Raw genomic sequence first — 19,168 nt, forward strand, 5'->3', positions numbered from 1 at the left:
TGTGCTATAATTACAAGTATAGCATAACATGAGAGATAACAACGGGCAAATGAAGATTCCGAGAGGGGTGGCAATGCGATGGTTAGTTTTACTTACTATGGTCACGCTTGTTTTTTGTTGGATGATGGACAGCATAAAGTCATCTGTGACCCGTTTTTGACAGGCAATCCGAAGGCGGCTGTGAAGATGGAAGACGTGGAGGCTGATTATATTTTAATCTCCCATGCTCACGGCGACCACTTAGGGGACGCGCCGGAGATTGCTGCCAGAACTGGTGCTGCACTGGTGGGGATACCGGAAGTACTGGGACTGTGCGAAGAGCGCGTGCCGGGGCTTAAGCAGTTTCCGATGAATCTCGGGGGCTCGCTGACGCTGCCTTTTGGCAAGGTGCGTATGACATTGGCTCAGCATAGCAGCGGCGTACCAGGAGGCGTAGCCTGCGGCTATGTCATTTATATTGGCGGCCTGAAAATCTATTTTGCCGGTGATACGGCACTATTTACGGACATGCAGCTAATCGGCAAGAAAGATGACCTGGATTATGCGATTTTGCCCGTAGGCGATAACTATACCATGGGACTGGAGGATGCGGCACTGGCGGCACAGCTGTTAAATGCCCGTCATGTCATTCCTGTGCATTACAACACCTGGCCGGTTATCAACCAGGATGTACGGCATTACAAGGAGATTACGGAGGCGCTGACACCGGCTGAGGTTCATATTGTGGAGCCGGGGGCAACTCTTAAAATGTAAATATGACCAACAAGGAAAAACTAATTGTGATACTAGGGCCGACGGCGGTGGGAAAGACGGATTTATCCATCGAGCTGGCCAAGGAACTGCAGACAGAGATTATTTCCGGGGATTCCATGCTCTTTTACCGGGGCTTTGACATTGGCTCGGCCAAGCCTGCGCTGGTGGAACGGCAGGGGATTGTCCATCATCTGGTGGACAATCTGGAGCCGTGGGAGAACTTTAATGTCACGGATTTTGTCCGGGAGGCAAAACTGCTTATTCACGAATTGAATGCGCAGGGAAAAATACCTATTATCGCGGGCGGTACAGGTTTGTATATCAAGGCGCTGCTGGAAGGCTATGAGTTTAATGAAACGGCTGACCACAGTGACTACCGGCAGCAACTTACGGCGCTGGCCGAGGAAAAGGGGCGTGATTATATTCACGGCCTGCTGCAAGCAGCTGACCCCGAGGCGGCAGAGCAGATTCATGCCCATAATCTGCGCCGCGTGATTCGTGCACTGGAGGTTGCACATTTTGGCGGTGAACAGATTTCCCGGCAGAAGGAATATGGCGCCGGGGATTTGTGCTATAATGTGTATGTTGCCGGCCTGAACCGGGAACGTCAGGGGCTTTATGAACGGATAAATAAGCGCGTGGAACTGATGTTTGCGGCTGGTCTTGAGCAGGAAGTGCAGCGCCTGCTAAAGCAGGGGATAACCCGGGAAATGCAGGCCATGCAGGGGATAGGCTACAAGGAAACGGCGGCCTATCTTGCCGGGGAAATGAGCCGGGAGGCGGCGGTAGAGCTTATACAGAAAAGCACGCGCCATTTTGCCAAGCGGCAGCTTACCTGGTATCGGAAGATGCCGTATATACACTGGTATATGGCTGACGAAATGACTGAGGCAGAGCTGCAGCGAAATGTTTTAGAAGATTTGGCAGGATTTTTTGCTTAAATGGTGAATATTTTAAAGTATGCAAGACGTATGGAGGGGATTTTATGCCAAATAAAGTTATAAATTTGCAGGATACATTTCTCAATCAGGTGCGTAAGGAAAATGTGCCGGTGACAATTCATTTGGTCAATGGTTTCCAAATCAAGGGAAATGTAAAGGGCTTTGACAATTTTACGGTAGTTCTTGATGTGCTGGGTAAACAGCAGATGGTATATAAACATGCTATATCTACCATTACACCGGCTAAGGCTGTAAAATTCGGTGACGACAAGGAAGATGCTTAAAGATATGTACTAGAGCCTTCCCCTAAGGGGAGGGCTTTTTATTTCCAGGAAAGAAAAGGAGCAGTTTATGGGGTTGCGTGGTTTTGAGGTAGTGTCGGACTGGCAGGGGCAGGGCATAAATCTTCCCCGGCGCAGAACGGCGGCCAGTGCCGGTTATGATATCGAGGCGGCTGCGGACATGGTGGTAAAGAAAGGCGCGGCGGTGCTCGTGCCTACGGGGCTGAAGGCCTATATGCAGCCGGACGAGGTGCTGACGCTAAACATTCGTTCGAGTATGGCTGTGAAACATGGGCTGCTGCTGTCCAACAGTGTGGGGATAATCGATGCGGACTATTATAATAACCCGGATAACGAGGGGCATATTATGGTAGCGCTGACCAATTTAGGTCAGACAGATTTTGTGATAAATAAAGGTGACCGCATTGCTCAGGGCATATTTTTGTCTTATCTGACCAGCGATGATGATGCGGCTGGGGAAGGGGCTGTCCGGCAGGGCGGTTTTGGTTCCACGGGAACAGGTGCTTGATATGGAACAGGAATTGGATTTATTTGCGGCGGCTGCCAGTCAGGGGCAGGGCGCCAGCGGTGTCGGGAAGAGTTTTGCCCCCTTGGCACAAAGAATGCGGCCGCGGAATTTTCAGGAGTTTATCGGTCAGCAGGAGGCCGTGGGCGGCGGCCGTTTTCTGCGGCAGATGATTGAAAAAGACCAGATATCGTCGATGATTTTCTATGGGCCGCCCGGCACGGGTAAAACAACGTTGGCCCAGATGATAGCCGGCATGACGGGCAGTGAGTTTAAAAAGCTCAATGCCGTGGCAGCAGGCATTGCGGATATACGCCAGATTGTCAAAGAGGCAGATGACGCCCGGAAGTTTTATCAAAAACGCACGATTGTATTCATTGACGAAATACACCGTTTTAACAAGAGTCAGCAGGACGTGCTCCTGCCTTATGTGGAGGACGGACGGCTGATTCTCATCGGTGCGACTACGGAAAATCCCTTTTTTGAGGTCAATCATGCCTTGCTCTCGCGGGTGCGGATTGTGCGGCTCTATCAGCTGACCGATGGGCAGCTCGTGAAAATTCTGCGGCAGGCTCTTACGGACAAGGAAAGAGGACTGGGAAATCAGCCGATAACCGTAAGTGACGAGGTCATTTTGGGTATGGCGCAGATGGCGGGCGGTGATGCGCGTATGGCACTGAACATTCTGGAGGGAACGGCCAGTATGCTGCCCCTGACCGGTGGCGAGATTACCCTGGACATGGTGCAGGAAATCCTAGGCCAGCGTGTGCAGCGTTATGATAAGAAGGGTGACAATCATTATGATACGGTGTCAGCCTTTATTAAGAGCATGCGCGGCAGTGATCCGGACGCGGCCCTGCATTATCTGGCGCGCATGCTGGCAGCCGGCGAAGATGTGAAATTCATCGCCCGGCGTATTGTGATATGTGCCTCGGAAGATGTGGGCAATGCGGATCCCATGGCGCTGGTGGTAGCGATGAATGCCGCCAATGCCGTGCAGTTTGTCGGCATGCCGGAGGCCCAGATTACCTTGGGACAGGCTGTTACGTACATTGCGTCAGCGCCTAAGAGCAACGCGGCCTGTGAAGGTATTTTTGCGGCCATGCGCGATGTGAAACATAAAAACTGCGGTGCGGTGCCTATACATCTGCGTGATTCTCATTACAAGGGGGCAGAAAAACTGGGGCATGGCACGGAGTATATTTATCCGCATGATTACCCGGGGCATTTCACGCAGCAGGCTTATCTGCCGCAGGAGCTCAAAAATGCGCATTACTATCAGCCCAGTGAAAATGGTCAGGAAAAGCGGCTGGGGGATTATTTACACCGCTGCTGGCCGGAAAGATTTTAGGAATATGAGGGGGATTTATTATGAAGAGTGAGGAATTGGGCAAACAGCTCTATGAAATATTAGGGGCCAAGCGGAATATTATCTCTGCTTACAACTGCATGACCAGACTGCGTGTGCAGCTACGGCAGAAGAATGATACACTGCTGAATAATATCAAGCAGGTACCTGGTGTCATGGGAATTAACGATACCGAGGAAGAACTGCAGATTATTTTAGGACCTGGTACAGCCACACAGGTGGCCACGGTGGTTAATGAATTGCTGGGGCCTGCGGAAGATAAGCCTAAAATCGGTGATGGCAAGGAATTACACCAGCAAATCCGGGAGAAAAATGCGACGCCGGGTAAGCTGCTGCTGAAAAAAATTGCCAGCATTTTTATTCCGTTGATTCCCGGTTTTATTGCCTGTGGTCTGTTGACGGGGATATTGGGCGTATCGGCTAAAATATGGCCCACAATAACAACCTCACCGACCTGGCAGCTGCTGGCGGTAGCCGGTAATGCGGTGTTCTGGGGCATGAATCTTTTTGTCGGTTATAATGCGGCCAAGGTATTTGGCGGCACGCCGATTTTAGGCGGTGCGCTGGCGGCGCTTATAAGTCACCCAGGACTGGCTAATGTAGTGATTGATGGGACTAAACTCGTACCAGGCCGGGGCGGCGTTATCGCCGTAATTTTGGTAGCCTTTATCGGTGCCTGGCTGGAAAAACGTCTGCACCGGCTGGTACCTACGGTGCTTGATTTGTTCCTGACGCCGCTGCTGACATTTTTGCTGGCCGGCGTGGCCGCGATTTTTGTCCTGCAGCCGCTGGGCGGTGTGATTTCGGCGGCTATCGGCGCAGCCGCTACCGGGGCTGTGGGTTCTGGCGGCGCAGCGGTAGGCTTTGTGCTGGCCGGCATGTGGCTGCCTATGGTCATGATGGGCATTCATCAGGCACTGACACCGATTCATGCGGACTTAATCGCCCAGTATGGTGTGACCATTCTTCTGCCAATTTTGGCCATGGCTGGTGCCGGACAGGTGGGAGCAGCAGCGGCTGTCTATATAAAGAGCAGGAATAAGTTTTTAAAGAAAACAATAGCCTCGGCCCTGCCCGTAGGTATTATGGGCATAGGTGAACCCTTGATTTACGGCGTGACACTGCCCCTGGGGCGTCCCTTTATCGGGGCTTGTATCGGCGGTGCTTTTGGCGGCGCGGTGCAGGCACATTTTATGGTCGGCGCGTCAGCGATGGGGATTTCCGGACTGCCTCTGGCTGGGACTACCAATAATATTCCCGTTTATCTTTTAGGTGTACTTGTGGCCTATATTGTAGGTTTCATTGCCGCTTATATCCTGGGCTTTGATGACCCGGTAGAAGAAAAGGAGTCGTAAATTTTTCATGCTGGACTTGCAAAAAATTAGTACTGAACGGCGCAATCCGCTGAGCGCCCATATCGATGAACTGCCGACGCTGGAGATGGTTAAAATCGTTAACGGTGAGGATCAGAAGGTAGCGCTGGCGGTCGAAAAAATCCTGCCGGAAATAGCCCGGGCTGTGGATATCATCACCGACAGGCTGGCCCGGGGCGGACGTCTCTTTTACCTGGGAGCCGGGACTTCGGGGCGGCTGGGAATTTTGGACGCGTCGGAGTGTCCGCCTACCTATGGTGTAGAGCCGGAACTGGTGCAGGGCGTTATCGCCGGCGGCATACCGGCCATCTTCAAGGCGCAGGAGGGGGCAGAAGATAATCCGGAGCTGGCAGCACAGGACCTGGCTGAGCGTGGCTTTGGCAAGGGTGATGTACTGGTGGGCATTGCTGCCTCAGGACGTACGCCCTATGTTATCGGCGGCCTGCAATATGCCAGAAAGCTCGGGGCGGCCACGATAGCCCTGGCTTGTTCAGCGAATGCGGCTATTGAAGAATATGCGGATATCGCCCTGCTGCCGGTGACGGGGGCAGAGGTGGTGACAGGTTCCACGCGCATGAAGGCCGGGACCGCACAAAAACTGGTGCTCAATATGCTGTCTACTGTCACGATGATAAAGCTGGGCAAGGTTTATGGCAATCTGATGGTGGATGTGAAAACCTCTAATGCCAAGCTGGAGGAGCGGGCCAAAAACATCGTTATGGAGGCCACAGGCTGCAGCCGCGAGGAAAGTATTGCGGCCCTGAGTGAGGCGCGGGGCAATGCCAAGCTGGCGATATTTATTCATCTCACCGGAGCGGATTTTGCAGCAGGACAGGCGGCGCTGGCCAGGGCTGACGGCCATCTGGCACAGGCACTGAGGCAGGAGGGGACAGTCTGATGGAAAATGGCATATCCCTGTATCCAGGACTGGATAATACCTTAGAAGAAAACTTACAGCTGCTTGACGCAGCTGCTAAATATGGTATTCGCCGCGTGTTTACGTCCCTGCATATTCCTGAAACCAATGTGGCGGTGCTGAAAAAAGAACTGGCGCAGCTTTTGGCGGCGGCGCGGCGCTACGATATGGAGATTATTTCTGACGTGTCACCCCGGACTTTGGAAATGCTGGATATGACAGAATTTGACATGTCAGCCTTTAAGCAGCTGGGCATTACCACCCTGCGGCTTGATTACGGCTATGACGCGGCGCAGATTGCGGAGCTCAGCCATAACCAGCAGGGCATACGCCTGCAATTAAATGCCAGTACGATTACAGAGAAAATCCTGGCGGAGTTACAGGCGGCAGGCACAGATTTTTCCCATATTGACGCCCTGCATAACTTCTATCCGCGCCGGGGAACAGGTATCAGCGAGGAAACTTTGCAGCGGAAAAACGCAATGCTGCAAAAGCTGGGCATAAAGGTCGGGGCTTTTGTGCCCAGCTCGGGCAAACAGCGCGCGCCACTCTTTGAGGGACTGCCCACCTTGGAAGACCATCGCGGCTGGCAAACGGACAAAGCGGCCAGACACCTGGCGGCGCTGGGCATTGATTCTGTATTTATCAGCGACAGCCTGCCACTGCCGGCAGAACTGCAGGCGGTTGCGGCTTTAAAGCAGGATGAAGTCTTACTTGCGGCTAAAATGCTGACGCAGGATAGTGTGCAGCAGGAACTGTTGCGGCATACGTTTACGGCCAGAGAGGACGAGGCCAGGGACGCCATTCGCGCCCAGGAAAGCCGGAGCCTCATTCAAGGCACCGTCCTGCCGGAAAATAATTACGAACGCAAACTGGGGGCCGTCACCATTGATAACAAGGACTACCTCCGCTACATGGGGGAACTGGAAATCATCAAAAATCCCCAGCCGGCTGACAACCGCGTAAACGTAGCGGCCCAGGTGCTGGACGAAGAATTATTTATGTTAAAATACATCACCCCGGGGAGAAAGTTTTCTTTCATTACATGTTAGTTTTTATATATTACGGCTGTCGACAAGTGTGAGTATTCTTCTTTGACAGCCGTTATTTTTTTTGTTATATTGAAAGACAAATCTTAGTAATTTACTCGGAATTTCAGAGGTGGCTTATGAAAATCTCAACCAAGGGCAGATATAGTGTGACGGCGCTTTATGAGTTGGCACTTCATTACGGGGAGGGGCCGGTTTCTTTAAAGAGTGTGGCTCAGGGACAGGGACTGTCGGAAAATTATCTGGAGCAGCTCATGGTGCCCTTGCGGCGGGCCGGCATTGTCAAAAGCATTCGGGGCGCCCAGGGGGGCTATATGCTGGCCAAGAGTCCGGCAGAAATCACCATTGGGGCCATAATCACGACGGTGGAAGGTCCGATTGCCGTGGTGGACTGCCTGCTGGCTGATGCTGAATCGGCAGAACAGTTTTGTGACAGGGCCTGTGCCTGTGTTACGCGCGGCATTTGGGAGAAGGTCTGCGACAGTATCAGCGAAGTATTGGAAAGTATCACGCTGCAAACCCTGCTTAATAACGACAAAGGCAAGGACAAAATCGGCTGTGCGCGCTGAGACGTAAACAATACCATTAAGTATACAATACACATGGACTATATATATAGACACCCTTTACAATAATCTTTTATAATAAAAGCAGATGGAAGTGCATTTATTGGTGTTATTTTGTAAAGGGAGTGATATTATGAACCTTTCCATCAAAATTTTTATCGCTCTGGTACTTTCGGTAGTAGTCGGCCTGATTGCCGGCGAATCGGCATTACCCTTCATTAACTGGTGGATTGCACCGGTTGGTACGCTGTTCATCAATCTTATCAAGATGATGATTGTACCGGTGGTGTTCTTCTCCTTGGTAGTTGGTATGACCAGCTTGGGGGATACCAAAAAGCTGGGCCGTATCGGAGCAAAGACTGTAGTGATATATCTTTTAACTACGGCCGTGGCTATTTTGATTGGTTTTGGCATTGCTGGTCTTGTACATCCGGGGATTGGACTCTCCATTGCAAGTGATGCAGCAGTAAAGGTCAAAGAGGCGCCCAGTGTTATGCAGGTATTGGTAGCGATGGTTCCTTCCAATCCGATTGATGCCATGGCAAAAGCGCAGATTCTCCCGGTTATCGTGTTCTCCCTCTTTGTGGGCATTGGTATTGTCCAGGTTGGCGGCGAACGCGCACAGCTGCTGATTAAGTTCTTTGATGCGGCAGCAGAAGTTACCTACAAGATTATCGGTATCGTTATGAAGTTTGCACCGATTGGTGTATTTGCCCTGCTTTTGCCGGTAGTAGCTAAAAATGGTCCGGCAGTGCTGCTGCCGTTGATGTCTGTTATTGCCTGCGTAGCTGTAGGCTGTGTTATCCATGCTGTGGCTGTATACTCCACCTTGGCACGTGTTTGGGGCGGTCATACCCCCATGGAATTTTTCCGGGGCATGAGTGAGGCAATGATGATTGCGTTCACGACCTGTTCCAGTGCGGCAGCTCTGCCTATCAATATGAAGAACTGCCAGGAAAAACTGGGGGTATCCCGCGAGGTTTCGTCCTTCGTTCTGCCCCTGGGGGCTACCATCAACATGGATGGTACGGCGCTCTACATGGGCGTCTGCTCGCTCTTCATTGCCAATGTGTTTGGTGTTGATTTGACTATGGGACAGATTCTCATGATTATCCTCACGGGTACGCTCGCCTCCATCGGTACGGCAGGCGTTCCTGGCGCAGGTCTTATCATGCTGGCCATGGTACTGCAGACGGCCGGTCTGCCTTTGGAAGGCCTGGCACTCGTAGCTGGTATTGACCGTGTACTGGATATGTTCCGTACCTGCCTCAATATTACTGGTGATGGTGCTGTAACCATTGTAATGGACCAGGAAGAAAAGAAATACGGCAACAATACGGTATCAGCATAATGTAATCGTATAGTTTAAGGCACCTGCCTCAAAAGTAGTTATGAGGCAGGTGTCTTTTTGCTTTATGGCGTGACATGAGCGATGGGTTGTGCTACAATGAATAGGTATAAATTTAAGGAGGCAGCTCATGGATAAACGTTCTAATACGAGCCGTCAGACACGTCCTGCAAAATCTGGTGGGACTGTTAAGCGTGTTGTTTTAGGCTTTGGACTGATGGTCCTGGTAATGTTGACAGGCATTGGCTGTGGTTTTCTGACAGCCAGTATGAATACTAAGCCCGATTTGGCTAATGACATACTACCGCCGGCATCGTCACAGATATATGATATCAATGGTAACGAGATTGCCAATGTGCATGCCGCAGAGAACCGGCGTCCGATAAAAATAGCCCAGGTTCCCCGGCAGCTGCAGGATGCATTCGTGGCCGTAGAGGATAATCGTTTTTACGAACATTCCGGTGTAGACCCGCGGGGCATTGCCCGTGCCCTCTATACCAATATTCGCGGTCATGGGGTAAGCGAAGGTGGTTCAACTATCACCCAGCAGCTGGCCAAAAATGCATATCTCACGCAGGAACGAACCCTTACCCGTAAGATACAGGAAGTGTTCTTAGCCCTGCAGCTGGAGCGTCAGTATACCAAAAAGGAAATTCTGGAGATGTATCTCAATCAGATTTATTTTGGTCAGGGCGCTTATGGCGTGCAGGCTGCGGCGCAGACTTACTTTGGCAAGGATGTGGAACAGCTTGACCTCAGCGAGTGTGCTATGCTGGCCGGGATTCCCAAAAGCCCGAACTATTATTCCCCGATGAATAATTTACAGGCGGCGCAGGAACGCAAGGCTGTCGTTCTGGACCAGATGGAAAAGTATGGATACATCAACCGGGAAACGGCAGAGAAGGCCAAAAAAGAGAATATGAAACTGGTTAAGCAGTCCCAGAGCACGGACAAGACGACAGCGTCCTATTTTATTGATTATGTAACGCAGAAACTGATTGATAAATACGGGGCTGACGCTGTTTATAAGGAAGGCCTCAAAATCTATACCACGCTTGATATAGATATGCAGAAGGCTGCCGAGGAAACAGTGAATAAGCTGCCTACTTACAAGACAGATGGCAACGGTCTGGCTCAGCCGCAGATGGCTTTGGTGGCTATTGACCCCCATAACGGCTATGTAAAGGCCATGGTGGGCGGCCGTGGCAATGACCAGTTCAACCGGGCAACGATGGCTGTGCGCCAGCCTGGTTCCGCCTTTAAGCCGTTCGTTTTTATTGCGGCATTGGAGAACAAATTCACGCCTAATACGGTTATTAACGACAGCCCCATTGATATCAATGGTTGGCGTCCGCAGAACAGCAGCGGTAATTTCAGCGGCAAGGTAACGCTGCGGGAAGTGGCCCGTCATTCCATGAACGTGCCCACGGTTAAGATTGCCCAGAAACTGGGCATTGATAAGCCCATCTATTACGCTCAGGAAATGGGGATTTCTACATTTGTATTGGAAGGCCCTGCTAATGACAGACAACTGGCTACTTCCCTGGGCGGCATGACCAAAGGCGTAACGCCCTTGGAGATTACCAGTGCTTATGGTACTTTTGCCAATAAGGGCATTCATGTGGAACCCGTGGTTATCGTCAAGGTGCTGGACCGCAATGGCAAGGTTCTGGAACAGAATGAACCCAAACAGCGTAGTGTTGTAAGTGAGGCCAGTGCGGCCGACCTTACGGATATGCTGGAAGATGTTATCAAAAAGGGCACCGGTACGCGGGCTAATATTGGCCGTCCGGCTGCCGGCAAGACGGGTACCACCAGTAACTACAACGATGCCTGGTTCGTAGGCTATACACCTGACCTGGTGGCTGGCGTCTGGGTTGGCAATGATGATAACACGCCTACCCGGGGCATTATGGGTGGTATGCTGCCGGCCGAAATCTGGCAGGCTTTCATGAAAAAGGCTACGGCGCAGACACCGGCCAAGAACTTTGACGGGTCAAGGTCGAGCAATTATGGCGGCGTCGGTGAACTTGAGGACGATAAGAAACAGGAACTCAAGAAGAAGGACGACAAGAAAAAGACTGATAAAAAGCCTGCTGACGCAAAGGATAATAAAAACAATGCGGCAGACAAAGCCAAGAGTAACCAGCCTGGCAATGACAGTAAACCAAACAATGTTCCGGCAGCACCGCCTGTGGCAGCACCCGAACCGGGGGCCAGTGTAGGCAAGGGCAGGAACTAATATATAAAAGGAGCGAGTTTGTTGGCAAACGTATTTGACATTTTACAGGAACGCGGCTTTATTGCCCAGTGCACCAATGAGGAAGAACTGAGAGAGTTATTTGATAAGGAACGCGTTACTTTCTATATCGGCTTTGACCCCACGGCGGACAGCCTCCATGCTGGTCATTTTATTGCCTTGATGGCTATGGCACACATGCAGCGTGCCGGCCACCGTCCCATCTGCCTGGTGGGCGGCGGTACAGGTACGGTGGGTGACCCTTCCGGCCGCACCGATATGCGCCGTATGCTTACCGATGAAGATATTGAGCATAACTGTGAGTGCTTTAAAAAGCAGATTGCCCGCTTTATCGATTTCAGCGATGATAAGGCCATTATGGTCAACAACGGTGACTGGCTGCGCAAGCTCAACTACATTGACCTGCTGCGGGAAGTAGGTGCCTGCTTTACGGTCAACCGCATGCTGGCTGCTGACTGCTATAAGCAGCGCTGGGAAAAAGGTCTGACTTTCCTGGAATTCAACTACATGGTCATGCAGGGATATGACTTCCTGGAACTCAACCGCCGTTATGGTTGTAAGCTGGAAATGGGCGGTGATGACCAGTGGTCGAATATTATTGCCGGTGTGGAACTCAACCGCCGCAAGAACAACACGGCCGTGTACGGCCTGACCAACAAGCTGCTCACCAAGAGTGACGGCAAGAAGATGGGCAAGACCGCCGGTGGTGCTCTGTGGCTGGATGCGGAAAAGACCAGCCCGTATGAGTTCTATCAGTACTGGCGTAATGTTGATGACGCTGATGTGGAAAACTGTCTGGCCCTGCTGACCTTCCTGCCGATGGACGAAGTGCGCCGTTTGGGTGCGCTTAAAGACGCGGCCATCAATGAGGCCAAGAAGGTCCTGGCTTATGAAGTTACGAAAATCGTGCATGGGGAAGAGGCGGCTGAAAAAGCCAAGGCAACCGCAGAGGCTATGTTCGGTGGCAGTGGTGCCGGTGCCGATATTCCGGAAATGACGGCTGCGGTGGACGCAAAGCTGCTTGACACGCTGGTGGCTGGCAAGGTATTTGCCTCCAAGGGTGAAGGCCGTCGTCTGATTCAGCAGAATGGCTTGTCCCTCAATGACGAGAAAGTCAGCGACCCGGATTATGTCCTGACAGAATCTGACTTCAAAGATGGCGAGGCCATTGTCAAGAAGGGCAAAAAGAAATACTACAAACTGGTTAAAGCCTAAAAAAACAAGGCCATGCCGCATACGGCATGGCTTTTTCTTGATTTAATCAGCATAGTACAGGAGGCGCAGGAAGATTGCAAAGCAGTGCACTGACAAAAGAAATAAATGAAAAACTGACACAGGCTGTTGATTTGTGCCAGCATGAACAGGCCGAACAGGCAGCGGCTATTCTCAAGGCAGAAATTGAAAAGCTCGAGGCGCTTAATCTCTATAATGATGGCCGGGCGGATTACTATGATTTTAACACGCTGATGGAAATGGTGATGTTCCAAAGCCGGAATCCGCAGGTCAAAGCCTCGGATATTGAAGAGCCCCTGAACCGGCTTTATGCGATGTATGGTTCTGTGCTGCTCGAGCTCGGAAAACTCGACGCGGCCGAAGAGGCCCTGGCTGTGGCGATGGACTGGAATCCCATGAGCGCTGATATTGCCTTTGAGCATGCCGAGATTTTCAAGCAGCGCAAGGACTGGGAAAAGTTCAAGGAGCTGACAATTGCGATTTTCCCGATTGCCTACAAGCGCCGCGAGATAGCTCACGGCTATCGCAATCTGGGCTATTACTTTGTAGAAAAGCAGATGTGGGACGAGGCGGTTGGCTGCTATCTGCTGAGTATGAGCTTTGCCGATGCGGAAGGGCGCTATCAGGCCGAGGCAGAACTGAAATATATCCATGAGGAAACTGAAGGAACAGCCCAGCGGCCGTCAATCGGCGCCATGGCGTCCTATGGCAAAAAGTACGGCTTTCCCATCGGCCCGGATGCCGGGATTATTGAAACCGCCATGCAGTATGGTAAAACCATGCTGGCCAACAAGAAATACGAGCATAGCGTGTATTTCCTCGATATTGCCTATAAACTTACGGAGAATAAAGAACTAAAGGACCTGCTGGACAAAATAAATGCCCAAATCACGGCACTGCATAAAGCCTGACGTGACTTGGGCTGTGAGTTATTTGTTTTTATAAGCAAAGTAGGTCTGGCGCATTTCTTCCCGGCTTTTGGCTGCCGGCCAAAGTTCCTTTAACGCCCCCTGGCGCATGGCCGAGCCTAAATGCTCGTAGAGGTCAGGAATTTGGGGCTCCAATTTGGCGATAAGCTCCTTGATTTCCTGGCGGACCGTGTGCCCATCATGGGGGCACGGGGATTTTACCGGGTCAAAGCCATGAATTTTTATGGCCTTGCGGATTTCCTTTTCCCGGAAATAAACCAGTGGCCGGATAACGGTCAGCTGGGTTCTGTCCAAATAGGTTACAGGTGTGAAGGTGTGGAGCTGACCGGAGTATAGCAGCCCCATCAGAAAGGTTTCCACCGCGTCATCGTGATGATGGGCATAGGCGATTTTATTTACGCCGTGTTCCATGGCATAGCGGTTGATAGCCCCCCGGCGGAAAAAAGCGCAGGTATAGCAGGGATTTTTGTCCGGAGTGGCGGCGATGGTGCCGGCGATATCTACGTCAATTATATCGTAGGGTATTTCGAGCTGCGCCATGAATTCGCGTGCCCGTTCGATATCAAAGAGGGCAGGACGGCCCTGCTCATCTTTGAACTGGGGATTGATGGTCAGGGCGGACAGCTGGAAATCCTTGTTTAACCGCTGTTTGAGGATAGTCATGGCATAGGCCAGGAAGATGCTGTCCTTGCCCCCGGAAATGCCCAGCAGAATATGGTCGCCGTCCTGTATCATATCAAATTCCACAATAGCCCGCATGAGCTTGCTGTAATATAATTGCGGCATATTTAAAGTCATTGCGTTCTCCTTTTTAGTTTCTTAAATAAATATAAAAACCGGCATTCAGCCGGTTTTTTTACTTGCTGTACAGTTCACTGAGATACTTTCCTGCCTGCTAAATCCATCCTTGAATATACGCCAACTAATTAAGCCGTTAAATTAACCTGTTTACCGCTGTAATTTGCCGTAGAATAGGCGGAAACTTTAGCGCGTCTATCATATCGCATAATAATCATATCACCGTCAGACATCCTCTTGGTAATCGTAGCACTTTCCACAGTATTACGTTTTGCAGAGGAGTCTGGTTTGTTAGAGTCTTGGTGTGTGGAATCTGAAGTCATAGAAGTTGCATTTACAGACGCAATGCCTGACGCGACCAGATCCCAGTGATAGGCGAAACCGCCGATGCCACTCGCACCACTCATAACAATCCCTCCCTTGCATTCGCAAGCAGGATAGTATCTCTATTAAAATTATATCATGAAATGTCACAGTGTACAATTGTTTTTTAACGCCGCCTACAAAACAACCACAGATGGCTCAGCAGCATGAAGGGAATACCTAAAATATAGAGGCCGGCAGCCACAGGTTTGCTGGTTTGCAGCCAGGGAGCCAGGCCAAAGGTCAGCGCGCCGGCGGTATTGACCAGCAGCAGATAGAAAAAGGCGCGCAGGCGGTAAACACCGGCGATTTTTTGCAGACGGTAGAGGGACAGGGTAAAGATGGACACCCCAAAAGTCTGTACCAGGGTGTAGGCCAGGAGTTGGCCAATACTAATCAGCATGCAAAGTCTCCTTTATGGTTTAAGTGATACATGGCAGCCAGCGCCTGCCCCAGGCAAATGCCGCCGTCATTGGGAGGGATAAGACTGTGGCGCAGGACGGTAAAGTCATGTTGCTGCAGCTGCTGGCTGACGAGCTCCGTGAGTAAATGATTTTGGAACACGCCGCCGGAGAGGGCGGCAACATTCAGGCCGGTTTCATGGCGCGCGGTTATGCAGAAATCTTTGATTATGCGGGCCAGACCGAAATGAAATTCCCAGGCAAGTTTGGCGGTATTTGTACCTGCCAGCCGTGCTGTCACCAGATAGGCAAAGAGCTGGGCGGTGGAAGTCTGCGGCGGTGGAGGTGTAAGCTGAGAGGCGTGGTTATCCTGCCAGCTTTGCGCGGCAAATTCCAGATACATGCTGGCCTCACCTTCAAAGGACGAGCTTGTGCGAATGCCGAGCAGGGCACTGACAGCGTCAAAAAGCCGCCCGGCACTGGTACTTATAATGGTGTTGATGTTGTTATCGAGCATAAAGAACAGCGTGTCCATGTCCTGCGGCGTACAAAGCTGGAGCTTTGCGGCCAGGGCAGCTGTTTTTTCCTTGTCCTTATACATATCGTAGAGCAGTGACAGGGCGATGCGCCAGCCCTCTCGGCTGGCTTTGTCCCCGCCGGCCTGCCGGAAAGGTGATATGGAGCCAAGTCTTTTAAAGCCGGCCAGGTCTGCCAGCAAAAATTCGCCGCCCCAGATGGTGCCATCAGTACCATAACCTGTACCGTCAAAGGAAACGCCGATAACAGGCCTGGTATAATTGTTTTCGGCCATGCAGGCCAGAATATGGGCGTAATGGTGCTGAACCGGGAATAGCGGCAGGCCCAGCTCACGGGCAACAGTCACGGTGTTGTAACGGGGGTGCATATCACAGGCCACGAGCTCGGGCTGCGTTTCGAGCAGTGTCGTCAGCCGTGTGATGGTTTCCCGCAGTGCCTGCATGGTGCGTAAATCGCTCATGTCACCGACATAGGGAGAGGGATAAAAGATATTATCGCTGGCGACACAGAAGGTGTTTTTCAGTTCGCCGCCAATGCCGAGCACTGCGCCCTGGAAGTCCATATCCAGCATAAACGGCAGGGGGGCAAAGCCGCGGCTGCGGCGAATCATATAAGGCCGTCCGTCCAGCCAGTCCATAACCGTATCGTCAGCCCGAATGCGGATTTTGCGGTTGTGGGAGAGCATGAGGTCGCAGAAGGCGCTGAGGGCAGCCAGCGCCCCTTCGTCATCACGGCAGATAGGTGCGCCGGCCGGATTGCCGCTCGTCATAATCAGCGTATCGGGCATATTAAGTCCGTCGGGATAGTCAAAGAGCAGCATGTGCAGCGGTGCATAAGGCAGCATAATACCAACTTTGGGATTTCCCGGTGCCACAATGTCAGCAATTTGACCTGTCAGTCTGCGTTTTAACAGCAGTATGGGTTTTTGATGACCGGTCAGCATTTCGCGCTGGCCGGGTTCAACACAGCATTCGCGTTCGATGACGGCCATATCTTTAGCCATCAGGGCAAACGGCTTGACGGGGCGGTGCTTTAATTTTCTCAGTCTGGCCACGGCTTTTTCGTTGGCGGCGTCGCAGCATAAATGAAAACCGCCAATGCCTTTTATGGCGGCAATGCCGCCATTTATTATGACCTGCCGCGTTTTGGTGATGGCTGCCGCCCCGCGTATCTGTTCATCACCGATAAGGTAAACTTCCGGGCCGCAGTGATTGCAGCATACAGGCTGGGCGTCATAGCGGCGCGTGGCCGGACTGGTATATTCAGCCTGACAGGAAGGGCACAGGGGGAATTCACCCATGCTGGTACGTTCCCGGTCATAGGGCATGGAGTCAAGTATGGTCAGCCTGGGGCCGCAGGCCGTGCAGTTGATGAAGGGGTGCAGGTAACGTTTATCCTCGGGGTTAAAAAGTTCCTGCCGGCATTTGTCGCAGGTGGCAATATCCGGGGACACAAAGATGGCTCCCCGTTCCTTGGCGCTTTCGATAATCTGAAAATCCCGGTATTTCTCGGGCAGGGTGAGAGGTTGGCTGTCGATTTTTAAAATACTGGCCCGTTCCGGCGGTTCATTGGCAATGGCCTGCAAAAAATCCTGCACGGCAGATTCTGTTCCCTGGGCGAAAACTTCCACATAGGGGCCTTTGTTGCAGACGCTGCCGTAAATATTGAACCGGTCAGCCAGCCGGGCCACGAACGGACGAAAGCCTACTCCTTGAACAATGCCGAATATTTTTGCTTGATAGATTGCCATGTTGGTAAATCCCCTTCCCGAAAAAAAGTCTGTTTCTATTATACAGTTTTTGCAGTTGATTTACTATAACTCGGAAGAAGATGTCTCCCACCTCTATAGGTGGCGAGTTCCTAATTTACTAACAGGCGGTGAGCATATATCTCCCGCCTCGTTGAAACGCCAAGAGGAAGTTTTGCCTGCGGCAAAACTGGAACAACGGCGTTATAATTCGATAGAAAATGGCAGCAGAAGTGGCGGGCTGGTAAAAATAATTACGGTTTTATTAAATTCGTAAAAATACAGAAAACTTATTAAAAATCAAAACTTTTTTCTAAAAGGGTTTTTTTTTACTGGTAAATATGCTAAACTATGAGTGTCGATAGGAGATTAACTGGATATCCCACCAGTTTTTATTTAGAACCTATCGGTCTCTTCTCTGGAAACATATCCCAGTTTCCAGTATCCCATTTCCTTACATCTTTTTAGAAAAGAACCGGAGTCAGTGGAGTGATACCGGTTCTTTTTCGTTGTAAAATAACGGGAGCAAAAAACTTGCAGGAAAACTTACAGGTAAAATCTTGTAAAACACGGGACAGATATGCTATAATGTGTCTGTTATTTTGAAATTAGAAGCTTAGAAAGCATTCATTGGAGGGCGTAAGTTAATGATTAATAGTACTGATTTTCGCACGGGTCTCACTATTGAGATTGATGGCAACGTATGGCAGATTGTGGATTTCCAGCATGTAAAGCCGGGTAAGGGCGCTGCCTTCGTGCGCACGAAAATCAAAAACGTAGAAACGGGCGCAGTGGTTGAACGTACTTTCAACCCTAACGAAAAAATGCCGGCTGCACATCTCGAAACGCGCAATATGCAGTATCTCTATGAAGCTGATGGCATGTATACGTTCATGGATACGGAAACCTATGAGCAGAGCGAACTCAATCAGGAAACTCTGGGTGACGCCCTGAACTACCTGAAGGAAAACATGGAAGTAAATCTCCAGACCTTCAAGGGCCGTATCATCGGTATCAGCCTGCCGAACTCTGTAAACCTGGCTGTTACGGAATGTGAACCCAGCGTTAAGGGCAACACGGCTACTGGTGCAACCAAGATGGCTAAACTGGAAACCGGTTACGAAGTTCGCGTACCGCTCTTCATCAACGAAGGCGATGTACTGCGTATCGATACCCGTACGGGTAACTACATCGAGCGTGCATAATCGATAAAGATAAATATAATGCACCTGGGACTGCCGCATTATCATGGTGCGGCAGTTTTTCCATCTATATTTTCCGGGAATTTTAAAAACTGGCAGGAATCTAGCGTATCCAGCACGAAAACTATACAATAACGAATTTTGTGTGCTGAAGTATGGAGGTATGGGTAATGGAACAAGCAAAAGAAATGGTAAAAAAAGATAACTCCCTAGGTTCGATTCGTATTGCAGATGAAGTGGTCAGCATTATTGCTGGTCTGGCTGCTACGGAAGTAGAAGGTATTGCCGGTATGAGCGGCGGTATCGCTGGTGGTATTGCGGAAATGCTCGGCCGTAAAAACTTTGCCAAAGGTGTTAAAGTTGAAGTCGGTGAAAAAGAGGCTGCTGTGGACCTCTATATCATTGTAAAATATGGTGTGCGTATTCCGGACGTGGCTCTGGCTGCTCAGGAAAATGTTAAGCAGGCCATTGAAAACATGACCGGTCTGTCTGTGGTTGAAGTAAATATCCATGTGCAGGGTGTAGGTTTCCCCGATGAAGAGGGAAAGGTAGATGAGGTCCGCGTTCGTTAAGGGC

The 19,168-nt window shown here is 50.9% G+C and carries 19 protein-coding genes; 15 read left to right on the forward strand and 4 right to left on the reverse strand.

Features of this window, described 5'->3' with window-relative positions:
• Positions 1 to 78 precede the first annotated feature (78 nt).
• The 13 genes from DL94_RS0103080 (at position 79) to DL94_RS0103140 (ending at position 13,526) form a co-directional block, all read left to right on the forward strand.
• A complete protein-coding gene (locus DL94_RS0103080; protein ID WP_028128887.1) occupies positions 79 to 753 on the forward strand; it encodes a metal-dependent hydrolase in 675 nt (224 codons plus the stop codon).
• A 2-nt stretch (positions 754 to 755) separates the two neighbouring features.
• Positions 756 to 1,694 carry a tRNA (adenosine(37)-N6)-dimethylallyltransferase MiaA gene (miaA, locus tag DL94_RS0103085; protein ID WP_028128888.1) on the forward strand — a complete coding sequence of 313 codons (939 nt, stop codon included), beginning with the start codon at positions 756 to 758 and terminating at the stop codon, positions 1,692 to 1,694.
• 44 nt (positions 1,695 to 1,738) lie between these two features.
• Positions 1,739 to 1,978, forward strand: a complete 240-nt coding sequence (hfq, locus tag DL94_RS0103090) for an RNA chaperone Hfq (protein WP_028128889.1) — start codon at positions 1,739 to 1,741, stop codon at positions 1,976 to 1,978.
• 67 nt (positions 1,979 to 2,045) lie between these two features.
• Positions 2,046 to 2,504: a dUTP diphosphatase gene (gene dut, locus DL94_RS0103095; RefSeq protein ID WP_028128890.1), complete on the forward strand. Its 459-nt coding sequence runs from the start codon at positions 2,046 to 2,048 to the stop codon at positions 2,502 to 2,504.
• Position 2,505: 1 nt separating this feature from the next.
• The gene (locus DL94_RS0103100) at positions 2,506 to 3,852 is read left to right on the forward strand and encodes a replication-associated recombination protein A (protein ID WP_028128891.1); all 1,347 of its coding nucleotides are present in this window, start codon (positions 2,506 to 2,508) and stop codon (positions 3,850 to 3,852) included.
• 20 nt (positions 3,853 to 3,872) lie between these two features.
• Positions 3,873 to 5,225, forward strand: a complete 1,353-nt coding sequence (locus DL94_RS0103105) for a PTS transporter subunit EIIC (RefSeq protein WP_028128892.1) — start codon at positions 3,873 to 3,875, stop codon at positions 5,223 to 5,225.
• 7 nt (positions 5,226 to 5,232) lie between these two features.
• On the forward strand, positions 5,233 to 6,141 hold the full coding sequence (gene murQ / locus DL94_RS0103110) for an N-acetylmuramic acid 6-phosphate etherase (RefSeq protein ID WP_028128893.1): 909 nt from the start codon (positions 5,233 to 5,235) through the stop codon (positions 6,139 to 6,141).
• Positions 6,141 to 7,211 (forward strand): DUF871 domain-containing protein, encoded by a 1,071-nt coding sequence (locus DL94_RS0103115; protein WP_028128894.1) that lies wholly within the window; start codon positions 6,141 to 6,143, stop codon positions 7,209 to 7,211. The genes murQ and DL94_RS0103115 overlap by 1 nt, the downstream gene beginning before the upstream one ends.
• 116 nt (positions 7,212 to 7,327) lie before the next feature.
• Entirely contained in the window at positions 7,328 to 7,777 is a 450-nt protein-coding gene (locus tag DL94_RS0103120; protein ID WP_028128895.1) for an RrF2 family transcriptional regulator, read from the forward strand.
• A gap of 130 nt (positions 7,778 to 7,907) precedes the next feature.
• The gene (locus DL94_RS0103125) at positions 7,908 to 9,125 is read left to right on the forward strand and encodes a dicarboxylate/amino acid:cation symporter (protein ID WP_028128896.1); all 1,218 of its coding nucleotides are present in this window, start codon (positions 7,908 to 7,910) and stop codon (positions 9,123 to 9,125) included.
• Between the two features lie 127 nt (positions 9,126 to 9,252).
• Positions 9,253 to 11,364: a transglycosylase domain-containing protein gene (locus tag DL94_RS0103130; RefSeq protein WP_028128897.1), complete on the forward strand. Its 2,112-nt coding sequence runs from the start codon at positions 9,253 to 9,255 to the stop codon at positions 11,362 to 11,364.
• A gap of 21 nt (positions 11,365 to 11,385) precedes the next feature.
• Positions 11,386 to 12,597, forward strand: coding sequence for a tyrosine--tRNA ligase (gene tyrS, locus DL94_RS0103135; RefSeq protein ID WP_028128898.1), 1,212 nt, complete (start codon positions 11,386 to 11,388; stop codon positions 12,595 to 12,597).
• 74 nt (positions 12,598 to 12,671) lie between these two features.
• Positions 12,672 to 13,526, forward strand: a complete 855-nt coding sequence (locus DL94_RS0103140; protein ID WP_028128899.1) for a tetratricopeptide repeat protein — start codon at positions 12,672 to 12,674, stop codon at positions 13,524 to 13,526.
• A gap of 18 nt (positions 13,527 to 13,544) precedes the next feature.
• Here the strand turns inward: DL94_RS0103140 and DL94_RS0103145 are convergent, their stop codons facing one another.
• The 4 genes from DL94_RS0103145 to hypF all read right to left on the reverse strand — a co-directional run bounded on the left by DL94_RS0103145 (position 13,545) and on the right by hypF (position 17,393).
• The gene (locus tag DL94_RS0103145) at positions 13,545 to 14,342 is read right to left on the reverse strand and encodes a PP-loop family protein (protein ID WP_028128900.1); all 798 of its coding nucleotides are present in this window, start codon (positions 14,340 to 14,342) and stop codon (positions 13,545 to 13,547) included.
• Positions 14,343 to 14,470: 128 nt separating this feature from the next.
• Positions 14,471 to 14,749 carry a hypothetical protein gene (locus DL94_RS0103150; protein WP_028128901.1) on the reverse strand — a complete coding sequence of 93 codons (279 nt, stop codon included), beginning with the start codon at positions 14,747 to 14,749 and terminating at the stop codon, positions 14,471 to 14,473.
• 83 nt (positions 14,750 to 14,832) lie between these two features.
• Complete coding sequence (locus DL94_RS0103155; RefSeq protein ID WP_028128902.1) at positions 14,833 to 15,108, reverse strand: hypothetical protein; 276 nt, start codon at positions 15,106 to 15,108, stop codon at positions 14,833 to 14,835.
• Positions 15,102 to 17,393 carry a carbamoyltransferase HypF gene (hypF, locus tag DL94_RS0103160; RefSeq protein WP_028128903.1) on the reverse strand — a complete coding sequence of 764 codons (2,292 nt, stop codon included), beginning with the start codon at positions 17,391 to 17,393 and terminating at the stop codon, positions 15,102 to 15,104. Before hypF ends, DL94_RS0103155 begins: the two co-directional genes overlap by 7 nt.
• A gap of 644 nt (positions 17,394 to 18,037) precedes the next feature.
• On the opposite strand from hypF, the gene efp reads away from it, so the two are divergent.
• Both efp and DL94_RS0103170 read left to right on the forward strand, forming a co-directional pair.
• Positions 18,038 to 18,595, forward strand: a complete 558-nt coding sequence (gene efp, locus DL94_RS0103165) for an elongation factor P (RefSeq protein ID WP_028128904.1) — start codon at positions 18,038 to 18,040, stop codon at positions 18,593 to 18,595.
• Between the two features lie 152 nt (positions 18,596 to 18,747).
• Positions 18,748 to 19,164, forward strand: coding sequence for an Asp23/Gls24 family envelope stress response protein (locus tag DL94_RS0103170; protein ID WP_028128905.1), 417 nt, complete (start codon positions 18,748 to 18,750; stop codon positions 19,162 to 19,164).
• Positions 19,165 to 19,168 lie beyond the last annotated feature (4 nt).

Source organism: Selenomonas sp. AE3005, from assembly GCF_000686945.1.
Lineage (GTDB): Bacteria > Bacillota > Negativicutes > Selenomonadales > Selenomonadaceae > Selenomonas_A.